The following is a 20,515-nucleotide window of genomic DNA, read 5'->3' as shown; positions in this document are numbered from 1 at the left end:
TCTCCGTATGGCCGCGCCGCCCGTTGTGGACATTCCTCTCGTCGACGAGCGGCTGGCCGACGACCTCGCAGGCGGGCTCGCGGCGGTGGAGAAGCTGCTGCGCTCGTCGGTCGAGAGTGAGGACGCCTTCGTCACCCAGACGTCCAGGCACCTCATCGAGGCGGGTGGCAAGCGGTTCCGGGCCATGCTCGTGCTGCTGGCCGCCCAGTTCGGCAACCCGGACGCCCCGGGCATCGTGCCCGGGGCCGTCGTCATCGAGCTGACCCACCTGGCCACGCTCTACCACGACGACGTGATGGACGAGGCTCCGGTGCGCCGGGGCTCCCCGTCCGCCAACGCCCGGTGGGACAACACCGTGGCCATCCTCACCGGCGACTACCTGTTCGCCCAGGCGTCGGAGATCCTGGCCGACCTCGGCAGCGAGCTCATCCGGATCCAGGCGCGTACGTTCTCCCGCCTGGTCCGCGGCCAGATCCGCGAGACGATCGGGCCCGCCGAGGGCCGCGACGCGATCGCCCACTACATCAGCGTGCTGGCCGACAAGACCGGCTCCCTCATCGCCACCTCGGGCCGCTTCGGGGCCATGCTCGCCGGCGCCTCCGCCGATGTGGTCGAGCGCCTGACCGACGCCTGCGAGGCGATCGGCGTGGCCTGGCAGCTCGGCGACGACCTCATCGACGTGGCCGCGCCCACGGCCGACTCGGGCAAGACCCCCGGCACCGACCTGCGCGAGGGGGTCCGCACGCTCCCCGTGCTGCACGCCCTGGCCTCCGACGACCCCGCCGACGCCCGGCTGCGCACCCTGCTGTCGGGGCCCGTGGCCGAGGAGGACGTCGATGAGGCGCTGACGCTGCTGCGGGCCAACCGGGCCATGGAACAGGCCCGTGAGGAGCTCACCCGCTGGATCGACCGGGCCAAGGAGGCCCTCGCCGGCCTGCCCGAGATCCCGGCGCGTACGGCCCTCGTCGCCCTGTGCGACTACGTCGTCGAGCGCACGGGCTGACCATCCTGTAGGGGATCATTGGCCGGGTGAGGATCCCCCGGCTCGCGGCCCTGTCTCTTCTGGTCGCCGTGACGGCGTGTGGCGGGACGGCGTGTGGCGGGACGCCACGCGCGGGCACCTCCGTCGCTCCGACGCCGGGGAGCTCGATGCCCCCCGACGCCGTCCTCGTGAACAAGGACCAGGTCCTCACGTGTGGCGTAGGGCGAGGGCTCGGCGCAAGCCCTGTGCGACGCCATCACAGCGGCTTCGCCCACTGCCGTGTCGCCCGTCGCGGCTGCGCCCGCTCATCTGGTGTTTCGCCGGTGCCGGTGGGTCCGTCCCCGGGTGCCGTCCGTGGAGCAGGTCCTCGAGGCGGAGGCGCTGAAGAAGGGGCAGCCGCGGAGACCGACCCCGCCGTACTGCTGCCGCGCATCGCCGAGGCCGCGTATGCCAGGGCCGAGGCGGCGCTGACCTGACGCCTTCGTGACCGTGGCCGCCCTGCCCTCAGTGGGGGGCGGCCGAGCACGAGGTCCAAAGGGGCGCGCTGCCGGTGGCTACTGCTGGGTTGCGAGCCACTCGTCGAAGGTGGTCGGCGCGATGCGGGCGCCTTCCCCGGGCAGCAGCACGTCGCCGGCCATCGTCGTGTCGAAGATTCCCGACCAGGTCGGCACGAGCTTGACAGCCCGGCCGCGCGCCGCGAAGGTGCGCCGGGCCATGTCAACGAGGTCCTGTGGCTCGGGACCGGCCACGTCGGTGTAGCGGCCCCGCGGCTCGCCCACCGCGATCTCCGCGAGGACGTCGGCCACGTCCGCGGGCGCGATCGGCTGCACCAGCAGCGGCGCGATCGTGGCGACGCCGTCCTGCTCGACCCACCCCGCCACCATCGCGGCGAAGTCGTGGAACTGCGCGACCGGGACGATCGTCCACGGCACCGGACCGGCGGGCACCAGGCGCTCCTGCTCCCGCTTGCCGGCGTAGTGGGCGTTGCCCTCCACCTGGTGGATTCCGATGATCGAGAGCAGCACGTGGTGGCGGACGCCCGCCCGCTCCTCGGCGGCCAGCAGGTTCCTGGTGGTCGTGCCGAAGTAGGCAACGGACTCGTCCCGGTCGGTCGCGTTCGAGCTGATCGCGTCCACGACCGCCTCGACGCCGTCCAGGGCCTTCTCGAGCCCCTCGCCCGTCATCAGGTCCACACCGAGAGAGCGGCTGACGGGGACGACGTCGTGCCCGTCCCGTTCGAGGGCGGCGACGGTGAGCTTTCCGATGTTTCCGGTGGCGCCGGCGACTGCGATGCGCATGGTCTTCTCCTTCGTTAGACGCCTCGGATGCTATCTCGGACAAAATAGATCTGCAATCTCTCCAATACACTGGAGGGCATGAAGCTGCCTGCGAGCACCGAGTGGGTGTTGCACTGCGCCGCCACGCTGGCGCAGCTGGAGCCGGGAGCGACCGCGTCGGCGGCGCAGCTCGCGGAGTATTTCGACGTTCCGGCGCCCTACCTGGCCAAGCAGTTGCAGGCGCTCGTCAGAGCCGGTGTGCTCGCCGCGATGACGGGTCCGCGGGGCGGATTCCGGCTCGCACGGGCGGCTCCCGACATCACGTTGCTGCAGATCGTCGAGGCGGTCGACGGCGCCTCCTCGCCGTACGAGTGCCGCGAGATTCGTCAGCAGGGACGGGGGGCCCTGCCTCCCGAGGACTGCCGGAGCATCTGCATCATCGCCGAGAAGATGGCCGAGGCGCACCGCGCGTGGCGCAGCAGCCTCGCGGGGGTCTCGCTCGCCGACCTCCTCACCACGCTGCCCGCGTCGACGCCTGCCCGCACGCGGTCACGCCTGTCGGCCACCCGCTGACGTCAGCGGCCCGCGAGGAGTTCGACGACGGGAGCGAGGGCGTCGGCGAATGCGCCGTTGACGGTGATGTAGGACAGGCCCAGCTCGTCGCGGCGGCGCAGCAGCGTGTCGGCCATCTCGCGAGGTGAGCCGCGCAAGATGGCGGCGGCGTCCGCCGAAATGGTCCTGAACCCCTCCGGCAGCCACGGGGGCGGCTCGTCGCCGATCTGGAAGAGGTTCATGCTCAGCTCGATGTCGTCGAACCTCGCCCCGGCAAGCTCCCGCAGCGTGCCCACAGGCCCGCGCAGGCCCTCCTCCGGCGTGTCGGCCTGTACGGCGAGCGCGACGATGTCCGCCTCCTGCGCGGCCAGCGCCAGCATGCGCGGACCGGCCCCCGCCACGAGGATGGGCGGCCCCTGGCGTTGCACGGTGGTCCGGCTTCCGGCGAAGGCCGCCCGCACTTCGCCGATCACCGAACGGACCAGCGCGACGCGTTCGCCCGCCGTGCCGTACGGCATGCCGAGCGCCAGGGCATCCTCCCCGGCGGCGGGACGTCCGGCCCCCACGCCGACCTCCAGCCGTCCGCCGGACAGGAAGTCGAGCCCGGCGAGCTCGTGCGCGAGCAGCCGGGGGTTGCGGTAGGGCGCGGCCAGCACGAACGTGCCCACGCGAAGCGTCGTCGTGACGGTGGCCGCGGCGGTCATCGCGAGCAGCGGCGGCAGCGTCCCCAGGGTGTCGGGGACGAGCAGGGTCGAGTAGCCGAGGTCCTCGGCATGGCGGGCCGTCTGCGTCCACGTGGCGGCGTCGGCGGCCAGACCGGCGACGATCCCGAAACGGAATTCCTTGCTCATGCCACCGATCCTCGCCGTTCCGGCCGGCCCCGTCGTCGTACCGTCGGAGGCGGACCTCGTACGCCGGGAGGCGTATCAGACGGTCTCGAGCGCCGCCGTGCGTTCCTGCCGGGACGTGTGGGCGGAGCGGATGCTGTCCCAGGTGAAGGCGCTCAGCGCGAGCCAGACGACCACGAACCCGGCCCACCGGCTGGCCGGCATCGTCTCGTGCACGATCAGCACACCGCACAGGAACTGCAGCACGGGGGCGATGTACTGGAGCAGGCCGATGACCGTGAGCGGCACCCGCAGCGTGGAGGCTGTGAAGAGCATCAGCGGCACCGCGGTGATCAGGCCGGCCGCCACGAGCAGCAGCGCGTGGCCGAGACCGTGGTTGCCGAAGGTCCCGGTGCCGTTCGCCTGCAGGACGAGCAGATAGCCCAGGGCCGGCACCAGCAGCACGAGCGTCTCGATGGTCAGGCTCTCCGCACTGCCCACCCCCGCCGCCTTCTTGATCAGTCCGTACGTGCCGAAGCTGAAGGCGAGCACGAGGGCGATCCAGGGGAGGCGCCCGTAGTCGAGTGCCAGGATGAGGACCGCGAGCGCGCCCAGCGCGACGGCGATCCACTGCCATCGGCGCAGCCGCTCGCGGAAGATCAGCACTCCGAACAGCACGCTGACCAAGGGATTGATGAAGTAGCCGAGGGCGCCTTCCACAACGTGGCCGGCGTTGACGGCGTAGATGTACACGCCCCAGTTGACCGAGACCGTGACGGCCGCGAGGGCGAGGAGGATCAGCTGCCGGCCCGTTATGGTGCGGATCCACGACCAGTGGCGCCGTACGGCAAGGACCGCGATCACCACGACCAGCGACCAGACCATCCGATGGGCGAGGATCTCGACGGCGCCGGACGGCTTGAGCAGAGGCCAGTAGAGAGGGAACAGGCCCCACATCGTGTAGGCGGCGACGCCATACAGCACACCGCGGCGCGTATCAGGCATGACGCCCATCTTTGCTGCTTACCTAGATTCAGCACAAATAAGGGTCTCTATGCCCGGGTTTTAGAGGCGCTTATGTCAGGAACAAGGCCGCCCGCTGTCTGGTTGTGCATGGCAGATCGGAAGGAAGGGTACGTGATGGGCTGGCTGTTCGGCACAGACAAGACGACGATGGTGGACTCCGCGAAGGCGCTGCCGGGCCGGGCCGAGGTCATGCCGGTGGCCACCCGCCACCAGATTCTCGGCGCGCCGCTGGCTCCGCCGTACCCCGAGGGCGTGGAGATCGCCGAGTTCGGGCTGGGCTGCTTCTGGGGCGCCGAGCGCAAGTTCTGGCAGACCCCCGGGGTCGTCTCGACCGCCGTGGGCTACGCGGGCGGCTATACGCCGAATCCGACATACGAGGAGGTGTGCTCCGGTCTGACCGGGCACGCCGAGGTCGTCCGGGTGGTCTTCGACCCGGCCGAGGTGTCGTACGAGGAACTGCTCAAGGTGTTCTGGGAGGCCCACGACCCGACCCAGGGCATGCGCCAGGGCAACGACGTGGGCACGCAGTACCGGTCGGCCGTCTACACCTACGGCCCCGAGCAGGCCAAGGCGGCCGCAGCCTCCAGGGACGCGTACCAGGAGGTGCTCACCAAGGCCGGGTTAGGCGAGATCACGACCGAGATCGCTCCGGCCGGCCAGTTCTACTTTGCGGAGGATTACCACCAGCAGTACCTCTTCAAGGTGCCGAACGGCTACTGCGGTATCGGCGGCACGGGAGTCGCGTGTCCGATCGGCCTGACCACCGGTGAGGCCTGACCTGCGGTAACTGACTGATCCTGGCCCTTGGTCGCCCGGCTAGCCCGGTGCCGATCAGGGGCCAGAGCTGTTTTCGGCGAGAACCTTCACTACAGGGTCAAGGGGCTTGCTCCGCTCGCCCGCCGCCCGCCCGCTCCGGGCGGCCAGCGGGCCGGGCGTGCGGCTCTCCGGCCGGTCCCGGCCCGCGCCGCCCGCGCGACGGGTGGTGTGCATCAGAATGGGGGCCTCAACGATCACGGAAAATGTCGGACCTCCCAGAGATAATCGAACAGTAGCTCGATCGCTGGTGCCGGCTGCAGACACCGAGCACGGGAGGCCGAATGCTTGCCAAGCCGCTCTTGTTCCTCTCGTCCTATGCGCCGCTCTTCGCTCTATTAGCCGTCAGGTTCCAGGAGCAGTGGCTGTGGATCTCGTGCGCCGTCATGGCTGCTGTAGGAGTGGCTTCCGTTCTCGCGCTACTCGTACTCGATCGAGGAGTAGCGCCGAACCCTCATATCCTGTCTCAAATCAGAGACGCTGGCCCCGAGACCGCCTCCTACCTGGCATCTTATCTGCTTCCATTTGTCACGGTTTCATCCCCTTCAATAAGGGATGTCATAGCTTACGTAGGATTCTTAGTCATTGCGGCAGTGATCTATCTAAGATCCCCAATGGTGCAAGTTAACCCTCTTCTCTACCTGCTCGGTTACCGGGTCTTGGCTATAGAAGACGACCGAGGACTCCGCGGATATTTGATCACCCGTAAGCCTCCCACCGAGGGGGCACAGGTGCTCGCGACGCGCTTCCGTGATGATGTCCTCATTCAAAGGACAAAATCGGATAACGACTCGTGATTGGCGAGCTACACTAAGTCTCATGAGCGAGCACCACGGCACTTCCCCTGCCTCCCTTATCGCCGTCGACACGTCGGCAGCAGCTTCTCTCATCGTGGTTTGGCGGACAGGTACTAACGCCCAGGGGCGAGTCGTCAAAGCTGGAGAGAACGTCGTAGAGACCCTTCGTGGCTATGCGGCACAGACTGTGGAGGCCATCAATCATGGGACCGGTCGTCCGTACGATCCAGACGACGAACAAGAACCTGAGTGTACGTACTTGACAGCGGACACAGAAGAGCTGCTGGACACGGCGGTTATCGAGCGGATCAGAGAAGGCGGCTCTCTGGCACACGCCTCAGAAGAAGAACTTCGTAAGCGGCCCTTGGCGCTTTATGCCCTGCTCGTAGGCAGTGATCCCGGGCGCCGCGTCGCCTTCGTGCGGAGAACTAATCCGGTCAGCCTGTTGAAAAAGAGCCTCGTGACTTTTTTTGATGAGTCGCTGCGAAGACTGGAAAGACCGATACTTTCATTCGATCAAAGCTTCGACGTCGTCTTGGATGAAGATAACGTATGGGTTCTTCGTCAGAAGAACTTTGAGGCAATCTTCAAGGAGAGCGATGCGGTTCTGGCCAAAACGACAGAATGGGTAGAGCAGTTGAGTTCTGCAGTGCCCTTATCTGAGGAGAGTAAGGAATATCTTGCTGTCCGACTCAGAAAAACGTCTGTCCTTCGTCGGAAGGTGACAAGCCTCCTTCGGAGCCCTCATCTAAAAACACTCACTCCCGAGGTTATTCAATCCAAGCTGATCGCTCACGGATATGATCCTGGAAGCGTTTTAGACGAGCATGGACACTTTATTTTGAATCCAGAGAACGAGAAGTCAATCCTTCTCCTCTTGAACGAAGACCTGTGGACTGGCGACTTCTCGGGAGAGAAGTATGCAGCCACGCGTAAGGCCAAACTGAGCTAAATTCAGGTCAGGGTGCTCTGTCGCGAGATTTAGCTTCGCCGCCTCTGGTCGAATTATCGACGTTCCGCTTCGGCGTCGGTGCGGATGGGATCTTCAACGCCTTCTTCGGGGCGAATGCGAAAAAGCCCTGGCTCTAGTTCGGTTGAACGCATACGAACTGTCTCCTTCGTATTTGGTGGCCATTGGGTGGTCTCTGACCAAAGGGCACCAGCAAGCTTTAGGATCGTCAAATTGATATTGGAGAGGTCGGCGTCCCGCAAATCGGTATGAGAAAGGTCGAGGGTCAGGCCGCGAGCAAGCGTGTCGATGAGTGCATTCGCATGTTCCATTTTGGATGCGTAATCGATTGCTTGCGCTTCTTGTAGGAGTGCTTTCAATTGATCGACTCGGTCTAGAAGCTGCCTCATGTGATGAGGGCTTCCCAAAAGACCTGCAGATGGTTGGGCGAGCGTAAGGGCTAGTGCTGAGGCGGATAGAAGAGCCTTCTCAACCTTGACTGCTTGGTCCAGAACGTGTCCGAGAGTGTGGGCGCGAGTGGCGCTTCGAGTTAGGTCATTGCCGAGCGCCTGCCTCAGCTCAGTTGCGTGCATATCTGCATCTCTTCGTATATAGCCCAAGGTGATTGCTAGATCATCTGCAATGGCAAGGGTCATAGCTAACGCGAGGTCTCTGGCGTCTCTTCTTGATTGGGAAAGTACAAGCGCGCGAGCTAGGTTTTGCCGAGCCCTTGGCCGGCGGGTCAGATTTTGGGCAATGGGGCGGGCGCGAGCTAAATTGTCTGCGATAGCGGCCGATGATTTGGCGATTACTGGACGGATGATAGGGGTGCTGGATTCCAAACTTTTCTGGGCGTCGGAATGGGCGAGCGCAGCGATGACGCGCGATGCGAGCGTTGTGCCGTTGAAGCCGTCATGGTCTGATAACTCATGGGTTTCCGGTGTCTGGTCGATGCGCGCGAGAGCCCCTACGAGGCGCACTATGAATGACGTTCTAGGTTCCATCGCTAGCTCCTGAGAGCGGCCTTGAACTAGCAATCTTTTCGGATGTCACTGACTCGGTTGCGGAGGCTGAGACGCTAAGAGATGACGATGCTAGTGAGTCGGAGGCCACAACAGCCGCCCTTGTGATTTTCTCCACAACTAGCGGGGCCGCCACTCCAAGTGCCAGGGCAGCGAATGCGCCGCCAATTTGGCCACTATTTGCCGCTGCCCCGGCCAGGATTGCTCCAACACCTGCACGGATGAGAATGGATATTAGATAGGCGGCGAGACCTTGCGGGATAGGTCTTCGCCATGACCACTTACGAGCGCGTCTTATGCGTGCGTAGAGCTCAAGCCCTTCAACGCATAAGCTGCCTGCTAATCCCCATAGCAGCGCTGCCCACACTTCTAACATAGTCAGACCTTAGACCAGGCCAACACATGTGAGCTAGGTAGGCTTAGCGCTCAGGACAGCCACCGGTTGTGTAGTTGGACCGGGTGGATGTGAGACTGTGTTGGGTGACCGACTAAGGCGGTAAGCCCTGCAACCCTGTGTCCGCCCCCGCTGCCCAATTGTTCGTGGCCCTTGGTCGGCGTCAACGCCGTCTGTGCAGGTTGGGTACCAGGTTGCGGTGTACGTCGCTGGTGGACGGACACGCGAAGACGGCATTGACACCTCGGTCGGGCCACCGATGTCGGCAGCTATCGGGGGCGGGGGAGGAGTGGCGCGGGTCGTGAACGTGAGTGCGGCCCCGCCCGATGTGAGCGGGACCGCGTGAGGGGTGGACCTTCTACCGCATCTCGCCGAGGAGCAGGGCATGCCACACCCTGCGCGCCTCCTCTATGGGCCAGCGGTGTGTTTCCTCGATCTTGGGTGTCGGTTGGGTCTGGGTGGTCTTGCGGATGAACGCCTGCCCACCGGCCTGGAGGAGTTCGTAGACGACGGCCCGGCAGTCGCACGTCCACGCGAGTGCTCGCACCCGCCGGACCCCCTCGAACGGTTCATGCCAGGCGAGTTCTAGGTGATCCTTTTGGCGCATCTCCCAGTGCGGACTCAGACATTCGTCCAGGTGCGGGATGGAGGCCGCCATGAGTGCCGCGGCCTTACCGTGTACCGCCGTTGGCCCAACCGGCGATCCAGCGGACGGCGGACTGTGGCTGGTCGACCGTGGACAGCGGAACGACTGTCCCGGACTTCGGGAGCTTGATCAGGAAGCGGCGGGGCTTGTGCTTCTGGTCGACGGTGACCGTGCGACTTGTCCGCCGAGGCCGTAGATGTCCAGCTCCGAGACTGCCGGGTCCCAGACTGGGAGCCCGGTCATCCGCAGGGTGATGTGGCTGATGAGCCGGGTACGGACCTCCTGGGATCGGAGTAGGTCGCCGAGGGCGGCCAGGATGCCCGCCTGCTGGTTGACGCTTCTGGGGTTGATCGTGATCTGGCGCATGTCTCTCCCATCTGTCTCGCTGACGGGTTGAGCGTACGCCAACCTTCCTAGTCCTACCTAGTCCTTCTCCTAGGTACCTCTAGGTACCTGTGGTAACGACATGGAACGCTTTCGTTCCTACTCTTGAGCCCGTGATCGAGTTCCGGCCTGACCAGCTCAAATGGGAAGCCGTCCTCGAAGAGATACGACGCCGTATCCGGACGGGCGAATACCAGGTGGGACACCCCATCCCTGGCGAACCCCGCATGGCCGAAGAGTTCGGCATCGCCAAGGGCACCGCACGCCGCGTCATCAACGAACTGCTCAAAGCAGGAGACGTCTACACCGTGCTCGGCAAGGGAACCTTCGTCGCCGACCCCGAGACCGGCGGCCCGCCCAGGAGAGACACCGAAGACGAGTGAAGGCCCCCGAACGAATCCGGGGGCCTTCAGCCTTCTATCGGTTGTCAGCGAGACGATGGAAGGCGCACCAAGCGTAGAGCCGACGAGCCAAGGGCAGTAGCCTCCCCCCGTGGCGCCGCCGGCCCAACCGCTTCGCGGCCCTTCGGGTGCCTACGGCATTGCGCCGGCCGCACCACTCCCACCGCACCTCCCGCCGGTCAGGCCGACTCTCCCCGCTCACGAGCGATCCGGCGCGCGGTGGCGACGCGTTGCCGGATCATCTCGGCCCACAGGTGTTCGCCGTGCCGGTAGCCGCTCCCGGCGAAACGCCACTCACCAACCGTCACCGTCTCCCGCTCGGCAGGATCAGGCAGGCCGCGCCGTTCCCGAGCCCGCTCGGCCTGGTGATCGGCCCGCACCTGACGCAGCGCGCCGAGCGTGGTCGAGTAGTGACGGCTCTTGGTCGAGAAGTGGCCCCGGTAGCCGAGCATGTGCGCCCACCGTCGCAACGGGATCAGCCGGTAGGCCGGATCGCTCGCCAGGGCGAAGCAGGTGTAGATCATGCGCCGCGCATGCTCGGTCACGTCGAGCCGCGCGACGTCGGCGACCTCCCGGATCGGCCGGTCCACGGTTCCGGCTGACTCGGCCCCCTTCGTCGCGTACTTCGCGATGTAGGCCGCCACACGCTGATCCGCGATGCCCTCCAACCCCGTCGCGACGTAGATGGGGTCCACGTCGAGCTGCGTCCCCCACCGGCCGACGAACGACGGGTCATCGTCCGGCACGGGAACCGAGACCGCAGCCGCAGTTTCCCGAATCGCCGCCTGAAGCACGGGCACGGTCGCCCAGTCCGGCGGACGATCGGACGGAACATCCGGGCCGTCGAGGCGGATCACCGCGTGGAAGTGGACCAGGCCCCGCGCCTGATACTCGGCCACCTTGGCGTACGACAGCCGAAGCCGCCGCCGAAGCTCGGCCCGCGAGACGCCGAGATGCCGGACGAACGCCGCCGGTAGCGCCTGCGTGAAGCGCCGCCACAGCTCGCCCGCGTGCGCGTTCCACAAAACCGCGCCCCGATAGTCGTAGCAGTCTACGCAGAGCGGCTGCCCGACCTGGGAGTCATCCTCACCGTGTCGGACCCCGCAGCCTTCCGGCCTGCCGTGCTCGCACACCGGGTTGTCCCGCCGAGGACGACACGGCAACACCTTGTCACCCTTCACCCGACGAGCGTGGACCGCGCCGAACGAGGGGGCGGTGAACGTGGCGAACACGCGGGGATGCGCGCTCACGTCCTCGGGCACGCCCTTGCCGCCGCGCAGACCTGACAGGATCAGGTGGTAGGTATCGTCCCGGTAGACCTCCGAGCAGGCCGGGCACCGCGACGCACGACGGTTGCCGCACGCGGTCAGCAGGTACGCGGTCGGCTCGTCGGCCGTCCGGTAGACATCCAGCACCTCCAACCCGGCATCGAAGGTGATCCGGTGACCCTGCAGCCGGATCGGTTGGGCACAGCCGCCCGTCGCGCGCACCATCTCCTGCCACCGGGCGAAGTCCGGCATGGCGGCGCGCTGGGCAGCGGCCAGAACATCGGGGGAGAGGAGAGGAAGCTCGCTCACGCGGCATCCCTCCCGCTCTCCTCATCGGCGGGCTCGGTACGGCCAGGTTCGTCGGCCAGTACGGCACCGAGAACGGTGGCCACCCGGTGCCACTTGTCGGCAGACCAACGAGGAGACTCGGCGGCTTTGCGTCTGCCCCACTCCTGGGCAGACATGGGGGTCGGTGTGGTCAGGTGGGCTCCTTTCCTCGCGGGTGGAGCCACCGCCGCGCATGCGGAACAGACGCCGAGCACCGTGAGCCAGCAGCCGAACGGCCGAACACGGGCACGTCAGCGAGAGAACCTGGGAGTGTGCGACCAGAAAATGAAAGGGCGTGACGCCTGCCGCTGGGCCGGGTCCCTCCAGCGGTACGGCGTTAGTTGTTTTGTTTGCCGCCCGGATCTCATGCACGCCGGAAAATGGGTCGCGTAGCTTCTCGCCTGTGTCATTCCGTCAGGGAGACGGTGACTTCTTACAGTTCTGTTCTACCCCAGTAGAACGCATATGCGTACCGGTTAGTTCCGAAGCCGGAATCAGCATGACGTCTTTGACGGCGTCCCAGTGCGTCCGCTGGCGTCCAACGGCGTCCGTAGACGTCCGGCTGCTGTGGGAGGTCAGTAAGCGACTTGTCGCCTGACGGTAAGGCCGGAGGAGCTACCGCCGACCGCAAGACGTCCTGGACGTCTTGGGCGTTCTCGCGTCCTCAGTCCTCACGCCAGACCAGTTCAAGAAGGTCGGGATCGAAGCGCCTGCGCCCCTTGCCGCTCGGGTAGATGATCACTGCGTGCAGCGCCTCCCGGATGTAGGACCGCTTCAACGAGAGCGGTAGACCGCCCTCACTCTCCGACAGGAACCACCGCCGCCGTATCTCGGCCACGTCGGTAGCCGAGCGGGCCTGGCGTCGTTGAGCCGTCGCCGCGAAGCTCTGCGCGTCCGTGCGAAGGCGGGATATGCGCTTCTCCAGATCGGAAGCCGCCGAGAAGAACAGCTCATTGCTGATATTCCCTGCCGTCCATTGCGCGCGTAGCTCTTCGAGCCGGGCCTTCGCGTCTTCGTAATCCTGTTGGCCAGGCCATTCGGTAGGACCTGTGGACGAGGCCAACTGCACCTCTTCGAGTTTCGCGAGGACCGCTTCCGAGACGTAGAGGTCAACCATGTCCCCACGTCTGCCGAGACCGCCACAGCCGCCCACCGTCTTGGCGGGACAGATGTAGATGTGCTGCACGCAGTGCTTCTGGTGCGTGACCCGGAGGGACGCATTGCACAGAGCGCCGTCCGGTTGGGTCCGGCCACGCCGGAGGAACCCGGTGAGCAGGTGGCGGGGCTCCTTGAAGTCTCGCGGAAGGATCGGGCCGAGTCGGCCGTCCCGGTAGACGAAGTGACCCTCGCGCGCGTCGAAGATGGACTTGACCGCCATCCACTGTTCCGGCGTCACGATCGGCTGCCACTGCCCGACCACCGGATTGCACTCGGAGTCCCGTATCAACTCGCCGTTCATCTCGCGCCAGCCGCAGACCCGAGGGTTGGTAACCGTGATCTTCAAGGAGCGGGGAGTCCAGAGATTGCCCAGGGAGGTCTTCACGTCATCCCGCTGCCACTGGTTCACGATGGAGTTGAGCGATCGGCCGGCGACGAGGTCAAGGATCGCCTGACGCACGAGAGGCGCCTCTTTCGGATCGAGGGTCAAGCGATCGGGCAACCAGCCGAAGGGACGCGTGCCGCCAACGGGTAATCCCTGCTCGGCCCGTGCCCGGTGGGAGCGGCGCATAGGGCGCTGCATCTTCCGCACCTCCATCTTGGAGATGACCGCGCCGAACAGGCCCATGCTCTCGGTGTCTTCGCTGTAGAGATCCTTCTGACCCCGCGCATCCGCGAAGACGCGGCCGTCCTGGTAGGTGATCGCTTCTACGAAGCGCTCGTAGTCACCCGGACGTCGAGCGAGGCGATCCTCAGCCACGATGACGACGCCTCGCACCCACTGTCCGGAAGCTCGCCCGAGCGAAGCACCTTCAACATGGCCTCGAAGTCGTCGCGGACGACATCGGCCTTCGCAGCGGACTTGTCGTTGTCCGTGAACTCGTGGACGACGGTCCAGCCGTACCGGGCCGCAGTTTCCCGGTTGAGCTTGTGCTGGTCCTGGACTCCGTGTTCGTCCCGCCTGACGTCGGCCGAGATGCGAGCGTAGGAGACGACGGGGATGGGGGATTGCTCAGGCAAGGCGACCTCCGCAAGAATTATTGCTTCAAGCGAAGGTCTACCACCAGCAATACCTTTTTAAGGTGCCCAACGGCTACTGCGGCATCGGCGGCACCGGCGTCTCCTGCCCGGTCGGTCTGACCGCCGGCGACGCCTGATCAGCCGCCAGGCAGGATTGTGAGTCGTCAGCGCCTCTGCTGGTCCTCAAAGGGTTCCCGCAAGGCCCGGACAATGATTTCGTGCGTTTCCACCCCGTCATTCCTGGTGACCGCGAGAATGCGCCGTCCGAGCCAGTTCGGGTCGTCCACGCGTACCAGGGCGATGTTCTCCGGGACGACCGGGGCGAGGATGTCTGGAATGACGCAGATTCCGAGACCGGCGGCGACGAGTCCAAAGCGGCTGTGCCAGGTCCGCGTACGGAAGGCGATGAGCGGATCGGTCAGCGTGGGCCAGGCGCCGAATTGTGGTTCGTCACCGGCACCCTTGCCCACGACCCATGACGCGTGGGCGAGTTCACCCACCGGGACGGCGCCTTCCACCGCGGCGAGAGGGTGCCCGCGCGGCACGCCCACCGTCAGCTCACCGCCCGGCAGCGAGGCGATCCGCAACCCCTCCAGGGCCAGCTGCGGCAGGCCGGACCCGGAGGCCACGACCGCGACGTCCAGCCGCTTGGTGATGACCTGGTGCACGAGCTGTGGCGAGGACGCCTCGGTGAGCGCGAACGTCAACCTGGGCTGCTGCTCCAGTGCTCTGGCCAGCGCGAAGGGGAGCAGAGCGCTGGTCGCGGCGGGGAAGGCCCCCACACGAACCCGCGCCTCGGGTCCGTAGGTCAGCTCGTCGAGCCGTTCGTCCAGCCGGTCAAGGCCGGCGAGGGTCTCGGTGGCGAACCGGGCGACGAGTTCCCCCGCGCGCGTCGTTCTGACGCCGCGCGCGCCGCGTACGAAGAGCGGCTGCCCCGCGGCTTTCTCGGCGGCCGAGACCTGGCGGGAGATGGCGGGCTGGGAGTAGCCGAGGGTGCGCGCCGCGCCGCTCAGGGAGCCGTGCGCTGCCACCGCGCGCACGACGCGGAGAGCGTTGATGCTGAGTTCGGGCACGGCACCATCGTAGCCTTCCAAGCCATGCACGGACGTTATGGGAGCGGGCCGATAATTGCATGCCGCGCAGGGCCGAAGAAGAGTTTTCAGGGTCTAGTGTCGAAAGCGGCGACAACGCCACTGCCCCAGAAAGGATTTTCTGATGAGCGAGTTTATTTCCCCTGACGACACCCATTACGATGAGCGGGCGCGCGCCCTGGTGCGGATCGGCCGCGAGGCGATCGCCGTGGCCGACGACGAGAAGCTGGACGCCTATTTCGCGGACGACTTCGTTTTCCACGGCCCCGACGGCGACATGACGTACGCGCAGCTCCGTTCCTTTTTCGCGGCCATGCGTGCCGCGTTCGAGGGATTCGCGTGCGAGCGGCGCACCATTGTCAGCGAGGGTGAGTACATCGGTTCGCGTACCTGTATGTCGGGGCGTTTCACCGCGCCCTTCGAGGCGTCCCCGATCGGCACGATCGCGCCGAACGGGCAGCCGATGCGACTCGAACTGATCAATGTCTTTCGCTACCACGAGAACGGCCAGTTGGCCGAGGAGTGGGTCCAGTACGACAACGTCGGCTTCCTGCGTCAGCTTGGCGTCGACCTCACCGAGGGGCGCTGACCGACACCCCGGCGGCCGTCGCCGCCGGGGTCCCTTCAGGGGTGTCTCCGCGGAAAGATCGGGGACGCACCACTAGTCGTAGTCAGATACGCGGTGATTTATTGCCTGAGGGGAACCGCCACCACCAGCAATACCTCTTTAAGGTGCCGGACGGCTACTGCGGCATCGGCGGTACGGGCGTGAGCTGCCCTGTCGGCCTGACCGCTGGCGAAGCCTGACCTGCGGGTAACTGACTGATCCTGGCCCTTCGCCGCCCGGGCCGGTGCGGTGTGGGCCGGGGTCAGGCTCGACGCGATCGGCGGTCTCAAAGTGCGGGCCTGGGTGGGGCGCAGCCGTCCCACGGCGCGGTGCGCCCGGTGGGCGAGGTTGAAGCGCTATCAGAATGTGTTCTGAATTAGACTGGCGGCGTGAGCATCAGCAATGCCGACGCCGTCACCTTCTCGGACCTGTCGAGGAATCCCCGGGCCGTCGCCGAACGCGCCGCACGACTCGGTCGCGTACGTGTGACTCACCGGGATGCCCAGGACTTCTACCTGACCGCGGCTGACCGTGAGGAACGACGCGAACAGACGCTGGCCACTGCTTCCCGTCTGTTCCTCGCTCTCCTAAGGCATGATCCGACCGCCCGCGCCCTGGTCATCGCTATGCCTGAGGTCTTCCCCTGGGTTCGTCACCTCTCCTCTGACGAGGTGCGGTCCTTCACTCTTGAACTGGTTGAGGCGCTCTCTGACGCTGCCGAGCTGGATGTCGACGCCACTACACAGGAAGTCATCGCAGGCTGGCGGGCCACCGCCCGGATCAAGGCCGACCCCGCGCACTATGCGCAGGCGCGTGAGGCGACGAGCGGAGACTTCGGGCCGGTTGAGGTTTCGGTATGAGTCCGAAGCGCGGAGACCGGGTCACAGTCCCGCCTCCTGACAACGAATGGGACGTACGGTTCGGTACGAGCGATGCGGTGAAGGGCTGGGAGGAACTATGCCGTCATGCCCTGGCCAACACACGCCGATGCTTGGAGACGCTGCGCGCAGATCCACGCTCACGCACCGACCATGAGCGTCAGCATCGCCTGCGTGGCGACCTTGCGGCTCATCGCCACAACGGACAGGACCTCGAGCAATGGGAGTTCGAGGTTACCAGCGGCGGGCGCGTGCGCTACGTAATCGATGACACCGCTCACACGGTATGGATCGTCTATGCCTCACCCCGTCATCCCAAGGACACCGACGCCTGAGGCCGGCTGACCTGCTGACGAATGTGACACAGCCAGTCCCAGCGCCGAGGGCAGGAGCAAGCGTCGCAAGGTCCTAGCGCGACCTATTGCCTGAAGCGAAGGTCTAACACCAGCAATACCTTCAAGGTGCCCAACGGCTACTGCGGCATCGGCGGCACCGGTGTGATCTGCCCTGTCGGCCTGACGACCTCCAGCGGGAAGTAACCGGGATTGCTGAGACCTCCGGGTGGCGCTTCAGGCCTCTACCGGTGACCTTTTGATCATTTCGCGTGTGTGTTGCGCTCGGTTCGCCGATCGCCCCGACCGCGGCGGAGCATCGGCCACCCCGTGATGATCGCCGGACCGCGTGAGGACGGCGGTGCCGCTGTCCGCGTCCGCGCGGCAGCGGTCCGTCAACGCGGCTTGACCACCGCGTAGCTGTAACACAAAATGTCACAACAAGGAGGGGTGATGGCAGCGAACAGTCGGTTGACCATCGCGACGCATGTGCTGACGTGGCTGGCGCTGGCGCAGCGCCGCGGCCAGGAGGTGCTGACCTCGGACCAGGTCGCGGCAAGCGTCAACACCAACTCCGTGATCATCCGACGCAGTCTCGGCGACCTGCGGCGAGCCGGCCTGGTGGAGGTCCGCCATGGTGCCGGCGCGGGCTGGAGTCTGGCCCGCGCCCCCAGAGAGATCACCCTGCTCGAGGTGTATGACGCGGTCGGCGGGGAGCCGCCATTCGGTCTGCACCGTTCCGAGCCCAATCTGGAGTGTCCGGTCGGCCGAGGCATCCGGCCCGCCCTCAACCAGACCTACGGTCGGGTCGAGCAAGCCATCCGGCGGGAACTGGCGGACACGTCCATCGCCGACGTGCTTCGCGAAGCGTTGATGAACTAGCCGACGATATGGCGGTCGAATCCCGTCGTATCGCGGCGCGGCCGTTGCTGTAACAGCGATTGTTACAGCTTGAACGAGGAGTGAATCCGGTGAAAGCCGTACGGTGCCCGATCGTCGAACTACGGCAGTACACACTGCACCCAGGACAGCGCGACGTGTTGATCGATCTGTTCGACCGGGAGTTCATCGAGACCCAGGAGGCGACGGGTATCACCGTCCTTGGGCAGTTCCGTGACCTGGACGACCCCGACCGGTTCGTATGGCTCCGTGGCTTCGAAGACATGCCGCGCCGCGCGAAGGCGCTGGAGAGTTTCTACGGCGGGCCGATCTGGCGGGCGTACCGCGACGAGGCGAACGCAACGATGATCGACTCTGATGACGTACTACTGCTACGGCCGGCCTCGGCGTGGGGCGGCTTCCCCGTCCCGGTGGACGCCCGGCCGGCCCTCGGCGAGCCGTCGGGATCACCGCGGTCGCTCATCCTCGCAACGATCTGGCACGGCGTCGGCCCGTTCGACGACGCGTTCGTTGAGTTCTTCGAGCAGAGAGTCCGGCCCGTGCTCACCCAGACCGGCGGCGAGCCACTGGCGTATCTGCGGTCGGAGCACGCTCCAAACACCTTCCCGGCGCTGCCCGTACGGACCGGCGAAGAGGTCTTCGTGTGGTTCGCACGGTTCGCCGACGAAGATCGACTCAACGAGCATCTGGATTTCCTGCAGCGGTCGGAACGCTGGTCCAAGGAGATGCTGCCCGCTCTTTCGGAGCGGTGGGTGAGGAAGTCGCAACGGCTACGACTCGCACCCACCGAGCGGTCACTGTTGCGATGAACTCCAAGGGGAGCCGTCCCGGCCTGCTGGCCGGAGGTCACCAGCAGGCCGGGGCGGTACGCCGGCATCGCGCCGCGCACCCCCGAAGTGACCAACGGCGCCCGACCCGAGGGAAACCCTGGTCGGGCGCGGGGAATGATTGAAGTCAGCCACGGCTGGTCAGGGGGCGGGCTAGCCGGGGAAGTCGACGGGCGATCTCCGCATCATCGGCGATATCCCAGTCTTGCTCGCCGAATTCGGCTGCCAGGAGCGGAAACCTAGTGCGGACTTCTCGGGTTTTGACGGCGGCGTAGAGACCGTCCACATCCGTGCCGGTGACCTGCTCGTAGGCGTCCAGCGCCACGTAGGCGAGGAGTTCGAAGCCTGGGTGCTCCTCGTCGGACCACGGAAAGCCGCGACGTCGTTCGGTGAACCAGCGTCGCTTCAGGTCGAGGAGGTGTGCGACCTGCGGCAGTTCCATGACGCTATCCGGGCAATCGGCGACTTGGTGGTACGCCTCTCGGCCCAAGCTCATGAGCCAGTAGACGAAACACTCGAAGTCGTCCGTTGATTCGCGTCGTAACAGGTGACAGCTCATCGCGTACATGTCACATGTACAGCCGCGGTTCGCATTGAGCTCCCACCACATGTGGTAATCGATGATCTCGTCGACGGGAAGTTGGCAGAGCTGGGTATTCAGCCAGACCAGGCGCTCCATCCTGCTGCGTGTCTCTCTGCCGGAACGCTCAATAAGTTCCCAGAACCGGTCCTCGTCCACGAGAAGCGATAATGGCACGGCGTTCACGCCGTAGTTCAGCGGAAGCAGTCACCGTGAGCAGTGCACATCCGGCAGGTGCGCAAGCCCGCCTATATGACGCGGTCCGGTGTCATGATCGCCATAACCGAACGACGGGGCCTCCTGTCTGTTCTGTATAGATTGCTGTACAGTGGTTGTATGACCGTGCTGCATGAAGCTGCCGAGTTGAGCGTCACAGAAGCGGCCCAGCGTGGGGTGGCCCGTCTGGTCGCCGACGCCGAACGCGGGACCGATCTGGTGGTGACCCGTCGGCATCAGCCGGTGGCGGCGGTTGTCAGCATCCGGCGCCTGAATGAGCTGGAGGAGGCCGCCGCCGATCTCCGGGACCTGGCGCTCGTGCTCGCACGCTCGGTAACCGACCCCGGAGAGCGTGTCTCACTCGATGACGTGCTCTCCGCTTTCGGGCACACGCGGGAGTCTCTGGCCGCGCTGCCGGACGACGAGTAGCCCGTGTCCGACGTCGTCTTCACGGCTCCGGCGGTCGATGATCTGCGGCGGATCGGTCCGGACGCCGCGCCCAAGGTGCTCAAGAAGATCCTTCTCCTGCTCGACAATCCCGAGGCGGGCTATCCGCTGGGCGGGGAGCTGACCGGCTTTCGCAAGCTTGTGGTCGGGCGTAACACCTGGCGGGTCGTTTATCGCATCACGGACGAGAAGTCGATCGAGATCTGCGAAGTATGGGCTGTGGGCGAAAGAGCCGACGGTGAGGTCTACGCCGAGGCCACATCCAGGGTTCGTGCCGCCGGCGAGGGGCGTCCCGAGGTGGTGCAGCTTGGGCAGATCATCGAACGCCTGGGCGCGCTGGCCGATCACATCCGCGTGGAGCAACCGCCTCCCAGGGAGCCGGTGCCGGATTGGCTAGCGGATCGCTTGATCTTCACCGTCGGTATGTCTCGCGAGGACGTGGCCGCCCTCGACTTGCAGCAGGCGGTCGACCTCTGGGCTGACTTCCGCTCCAGTCCACGCTAGCGGCGAATTATCGCCCGAAGAGAACCGCTACCACCAGCAGTACCTCTTCAAGGTGCCGAACGGCTACTGCGGTATTGGCGGCACCGGCGTGAGCTGCCCCGTCGGCCTGACCACCGGCGAGAGCTGACCAGCGGTAACTGACTGACCCTGGCCCCGGTCGCCCGGCAAAGCCCGGTGCCGATCGAGGGCCGGTGTCGTTTTCGGCGATACAAGGTCAAGGCGAGCCGCCTGCGGCGGCTCGCGAGACGCCGGGCGCCCAGCAGGCCGGTTCCGACGAAGCGCAGAGTTTT

Annotated in this window: 24 protein-coding genes and 2 pseudogenes; 15 read left to right on the top strand and 11 right to left on the bottom strand. The window is 65.8% G+C overall.

The genetic code is table 11. From position 1 onward, the window contains the following. Positions 1-7: 7 nt before the first annotated feature. Positions 8-1,003 carry a polyprenyl synthetase family protein gene (locus tag ACGFIB_RS06120; protein WP_357241960.1) on the top strand — a complete coding sequence of 332 codons (996 nt, stop codon included), beginning with the start codon at positions 8-10 and terminating at the stop codon, positions 1,001-1,003. 533 nt (positions 1,004-1,536) lie between these two features. On the opposite strand, the gene ACGFIB_RS06115 is transcribed toward ACGFIB_RS06120, so the two are convergent. After that, positions 1,537-2,280 (bottom strand): SDR family oxidoreductase, encoded by a 744-nt coding sequence (locus tag ACGFIB_RS06115; protein WP_393368931.1) that lies wholly within the window; start codon positions 2,278-2,280, stop codon positions 1,537-1,539. Between the two features lie 78 nt (positions 2,281-2,358). On the opposite strand from ACGFIB_RS06115, the gene ACGFIB_RS06110 reads away from it, so the two are divergent. Next, positions 2,359-2,832 carry an RrF2 family transcriptional regulator gene (locus ACGFIB_RS06110; RefSeq protein WP_142567562.1) on the top strand — a complete coding sequence of 158 codons (474 nt, stop codon included), beginning with the start codon at positions 2,359-2,361 and terminating at the stop codon, positions 2,830-2,832. 2 nt (positions 2,833-2,834) lie between these two features. Here ACGFIB_RS06110 and ACGFIB_RS06105 read toward each other — a convergent pair whose 3' ends face one another. Next, on the bottom strand, positions 2,835-3,662 hold the full coding sequence (locus tag ACGFIB_RS06105) for a TIGR03621 family F420-dependent LLM class oxidoreductase (protein ID WP_393368927.1): 828 nt from the start codon (positions 3,660-3,662) through the stop codon (positions 2,835-2,837). Between the two features lie 75 nt (positions 3,663-3,737). Then, complete coding sequence (rarD, locus tag ACGFIB_RS06100) at positions 3,738-4,643, bottom strand: EamA family transporter RarD (protein WP_393368924.1); 906 nt, start codon at positions 4,641-4,643, stop codon at positions 3,738-3,740. A gap of 135 nt (positions 4,644-4,778) precedes the next feature. Between rarD and msrA the strand changes: the two genes are divergently transcribed. From msrA to ACGFIB_RS06085, 3 genes are all read left to right on the top strand, one after another. Then, positions 4,779-5,441, top strand: coding sequence for a peptide-methionine (S)-S-oxide reductase MsrA (gene msrA / locus ACGFIB_RS06095; protein WP_393370007.1), 663 nt, complete (start codon positions 4,779-4,781; stop codon positions 5,439-5,441). Between the two features lie 320 nt (positions 5,442-5,761). After that, the gene (locus ACGFIB_RS06090) at positions 5,762-6,274 is read left to right on the top strand and encodes a hypothetical protein (protein WP_393368921.1); all 513 of its coding nucleotides are present in this window, start codon (positions 5,762-5,764) and stop codon (positions 6,272-6,274) included. A gap of 22 nt (positions 6,275-6,296) precedes the next feature. Further along, positions 6,297-7,226: a hypothetical protein gene (locus ACGFIB_RS06085; protein ID WP_393368918.1), complete on the top strand. Its 930-nt coding sequence runs from the start codon at positions 6,297-6,299 to the stop codon at positions 7,224-7,226. A gap of 53 nt (positions 7,227-7,279) precedes the next feature. Here ACGFIB_RS06085 and ACGFIB_RS06080 read toward each other — a convergent pair whose 3' ends face one another. From ACGFIB_RS06080 to ACGFIB_RS06070, 3 genes are all read right to left on the bottom strand, one after another. After that, the gene (locus ACGFIB_RS06080; RefSeq protein ID WP_393368915.1) at positions 7,280-8,227 is read right to left on the bottom strand and encodes a hypothetical protein; all 948 of its coding nucleotides are present in this window, start codon (positions 8,225-8,227) and stop codon (positions 7,280-7,282) included. Positions 8,228-8,997: 770 nt separating this feature from the next. Next, positions 8,998-9,186, bottom strand: a complete 189-nt coding sequence (locus ACGFIB_RS06075; protein ID WP_393368912.1) for a hypothetical protein — start codon at positions 9,184-9,186, stop codon at positions 8,998-9,000. A 228-nt stretch (positions 9,187-9,414) separates the two neighbouring features. After that, entirely contained in the window at positions 9,415-9,651 is a 237-nt protein-coding gene (locus tag ACGFIB_RS06070) for a hypothetical protein (RefSeq protein WP_393368909.1), read from the bottom strand. Between the two features lie 131 nt (positions 9,652-9,782). Between ACGFIB_RS06070 and ACGFIB_RS06065 the strand changes: the two genes are divergently transcribed. Next, on the top strand, positions 9,783-10,052 hold the full coding sequence (locus tag ACGFIB_RS06065; RefSeq protein WP_076437814.1) for a GntR family transcriptional regulator: 270 nt from the start codon (positions 9,783-9,785) through the stop codon (positions 10,050-10,052). A gap of 197 nt (positions 10,053-10,249) precedes the next feature. Here ACGFIB_RS06065 and ACGFIB_RS06060 read toward each other — a convergent pair whose 3' ends face one another. The 4 genes from ACGFIB_RS06060 to ACGFIB_RS06045 all read right to left on the bottom strand — a co-directional run bounded on the left by ACGFIB_RS06060 (position 10,250) and on the right by ACGFIB_RS06045 (position 14,916). Then, positions 10,250-11,647, bottom strand: a complete 1,398-nt coding sequence (locus tag ACGFIB_RS06060) for a replication initiator (RefSeq protein WP_393368905.1) — start codon at positions 11,645-11,647, stop codon at positions 10,250-10,252. A 682-nt stretch (positions 11,648-12,329) separates the two neighbouring features. Next, positions 12,330-13,583 (bottom strand): recombinase family protein, encoded by a 1,254-nt coding sequence (locus ACGFIB_RS06055; protein WP_393368902.1) that lies wholly within the window; start codon positions 13,581-13,583, stop codon positions 12,330-12,332. Next, on the bottom strand, positions 13,532-13,843 hold the full coding sequence (locus ACGFIB_RS06050; RefSeq protein ID WP_393368899.1) for a recombinase family protein: 312 nt from the start codon (positions 13,841-13,843) through the stop codon (positions 13,532-13,534). The genes ACGFIB_RS06055 and ACGFIB_RS06050 overlap by 52 nt, the downstream gene beginning before the upstream one ends. Before the next feature lie 164 nt (positions 13,844-14,007). After that, entirely contained in the window at positions 14,008-14,916 is a 909-nt protein-coding gene (locus ACGFIB_RS06045) for a LysR family transcriptional regulator (RefSeq protein WP_357242001.1), read from the bottom strand. A gap of 142 nt (positions 14,917-15,058) precedes the next feature. On the opposite strand from ACGFIB_RS06045, the gene ACGFIB_RS06040 reads away from it, so the two are divergent. The 6 genes and pseudogenes from ACGFIB_RS06040 to ACGFIB_RS06020 all read left to right on the top strand — a co-directional run bounded on the left by ACGFIB_RS06040 (position 15,059) and on the right by ACGFIB_RS06020 (position 18,460). Next, entirely contained in the window at positions 15,059-15,523 is a 465-nt protein-coding gene (locus ACGFIB_RS06040; protein WP_357242003.1) for an ester cyclase, read from the top strand. 119 nt (positions 15,524-15,642) lie between these two features. After that, a pseudogene (locus ACGFIB_RS36730) lies at positions 15,643-15,741 on the top strand (peptide-methionine (S)-S-oxide reductase MsrA); the annotation flags it as partial. Between the two features lie 189 nt (positions 15,742-15,930). Next, positions 15,931-16,401: a hypothetical protein gene (locus tag ACGFIB_RS06035; RefSeq protein WP_182883167.1), complete on the top strand. Its 471-nt coding sequence runs from the start codon at positions 15,931-15,933 to the stop codon at positions 16,399-16,401. A gap of 131 nt (positions 16,402-16,532) precedes the next feature. Then, positions 16,533-16,754: a hypothetical protein gene (locus ACGFIB_RS06030; protein WP_393368894.1), complete on the top strand. Its 222-nt coding sequence runs from the start codon at positions 16,533-16,535 to the stop codon at positions 16,752-16,754. A 450-nt stretch (positions 16,755-17,204) separates the two neighbouring features. Next, a complete protein-coding gene (locus ACGFIB_RS06025) occupies positions 17,205-17,633 on the top strand; it encodes an Rrf2 family transcriptional regulator (RefSeq protein ID WP_357242012.1) in 429 nt (142 codons plus the stop codon). 89 nt (positions 17,634-17,722) lie between these two features. Beyond that, positions 17,723-18,460, top strand: coding sequence for an NIPSNAP family protein (locus tag ACGFIB_RS06020; RefSeq protein WP_357242015.1), 738 nt, complete (start codon positions 17,723-17,725; stop codon positions 18,458-18,460). A 145-nt stretch (positions 18,461-18,605) separates the two neighbouring features. Here ACGFIB_RS06020 and ACGFIB_RS06015 read toward each other — a convergent pair whose 3' ends face one another. Continuing rightward, positions 18,606-19,217: a DUF4240 domain-containing protein gene (locus ACGFIB_RS06015; RefSeq protein ID WP_393368889.1), complete on the bottom strand. Its 612-nt coding sequence runs from the start codon at positions 19,215-19,217 to the stop codon at positions 18,606-18,608. A 177-nt stretch (positions 19,218-19,394) separates the two neighbouring features. Here ACGFIB_RS06015 and ACGFIB_RS06010 point away from each other — a divergent pair, with 177 nt between their 5' ends. The 3 genes and pseudogenes from ACGFIB_RS06010 to ACGFIB_RS06000 form a co-directional block, all read left to right on the top strand. Next, complete coding sequence (locus ACGFIB_RS06010) at positions 19,395-19,703, top strand: type II toxin-antitoxin system prevent-host-death family antitoxin (protein WP_357242021.1); 309 nt, start codon at positions 19,395-19,397, stop codon at positions 19,701-19,703. Positions 19,704-19,706: 3 nt separating this feature from the next. After that, the gene (locus tag ACGFIB_RS06005) at positions 19,707-20,225 is read left to right on the top strand and encodes a type II toxin-antitoxin system RelE family toxin (RefSeq protein WP_393368885.1); all 519 of its coding nucleotides are present in this window, start codon (positions 19,707-19,709) and stop codon (positions 20,223-20,225) included. 28 nt (positions 20,226-20,253) lie between these two features. Further along, positions 20,254-20,352 (top strand): annotated as a pseudogene (locus ACGFIB_RS06000) (peptide-methionine (S)-S-oxide reductase MsrA); the annotation flags it as partial. Between the last annotated feature and the right edge of the window lie 163 nt (positions 20,353-20,515).

This window comes from Microbispora bryophytorum, assembly GCF_043197435.1.
GTDB classification, from domain to species: Bacteria; Actinomycetota; Actinomycetes; order Streptosporangiales; family Streptosporangiaceae; genus Microbispora; species Microbispora bryophytorum.
Note: the sequence above shows the minus strand (reverse complement) of the source record. Positions and strands in the feature narration are given on the sequence as shown.

What these genes read in the sequence shown, in the direction of transcription:
- ACGFIB_RS06025 (WP_357242012.1), top strand. Translation starts at nt 17,205, where the DNA reads ATGGCAGCGAACAGTCGGTTGACCATCGCGACGCATGTGCTGACGTGG.
- ACGFIB_RS06110 (WP_142567562.1), top strand. Translation starts at nt 2,359, where the DNA reads ATGAAGCTGCCTGCGAGCACCGAGTGGGTGTTGCACTGCGCCGCCACG.
- ACGFIB_RS06040 (WP_357242003.1), top strand. Translation starts at nt 15,059, where the DNA reads ATGAGCGAGTTTATTTCCCCTGACGACACCCATTACGATGAGCGGGCG.
- ACGFIB_RS06080 (WP_393368915.1), bottom strand. Translation starts at nt 8,227, where the DNA reads ATGGAACCTAGAACGTCATTCATAGTGCGCCTCGTAGGGGCTCTCGCG.
- ACGFIB_RS06120 (WP_357241960.1), top strand. Translation starts at nt 8, where the DNA reads ATGGCCGCGCCGCCCGTTGTGGACATTCCTCTCGTCGACGAGCGGCTG.
- ACGFIB_RS06085 (WP_393368918.1), top strand. Translation starts at nt 6,297, where the DNA reads ATGAGCGAGCACCACGGCACTTCCCCTGCCTCCCTTATCGCCGTCGAC.
- rarD (WP_393368924.1), bottom strand. Translation starts at nt 4,643, where the DNA reads ATGCCTGATACGCGCCGCGGTGTGCTGTATGGCGTCGCCGCCTACACG.
- msrA (WP_393370007.1), top strand. Translation starts at nt 4,779, where the DNA reads ATGGGCTGGCTGTTCGGCACAGACAAGACGACGATGGTGGACTCCGCG.
- ACGFIB_RS06010 (WP_357242021.1), top strand. Translation starts at nt 19,395, where the DNA reads ATGACCGTGCTGCATGAAGCTGCCGAGTTGAGCGTCACAGAAGCGGCC.
- ACGFIB_RS06070 (WP_393368909.1), bottom strand. Translation starts at nt 9,651, where the DNA reads ATGCGCCAGATCACGATCAACCCCAGAAGCGTCAACCAGCAGGCGGGC.
- ACGFIB_RS06115 (WP_393368931.1), bottom strand. Translation starts at nt 2,280, where the DNA reads ATGCGCATCGCAGTCGCCGGCGCCACCGGAAACATCGGAAAGCTCACC.
- ACGFIB_RS06105 (WP_393368927.1), bottom strand. Translation starts at nt 3,662, where the DNA reads ATGAGCAAGGAATTCCGTTTCGGGATCGTCGCCGGTCTGGCCGCCGAC.
- ACGFIB_RS06090 (WP_393368921.1), top strand. Translation starts at nt 5,762, where the DNA reads ATGCTTGCCAAGCCGCTCTTGTTCCTCTCGTCCTATGCGCCGCTCTTC.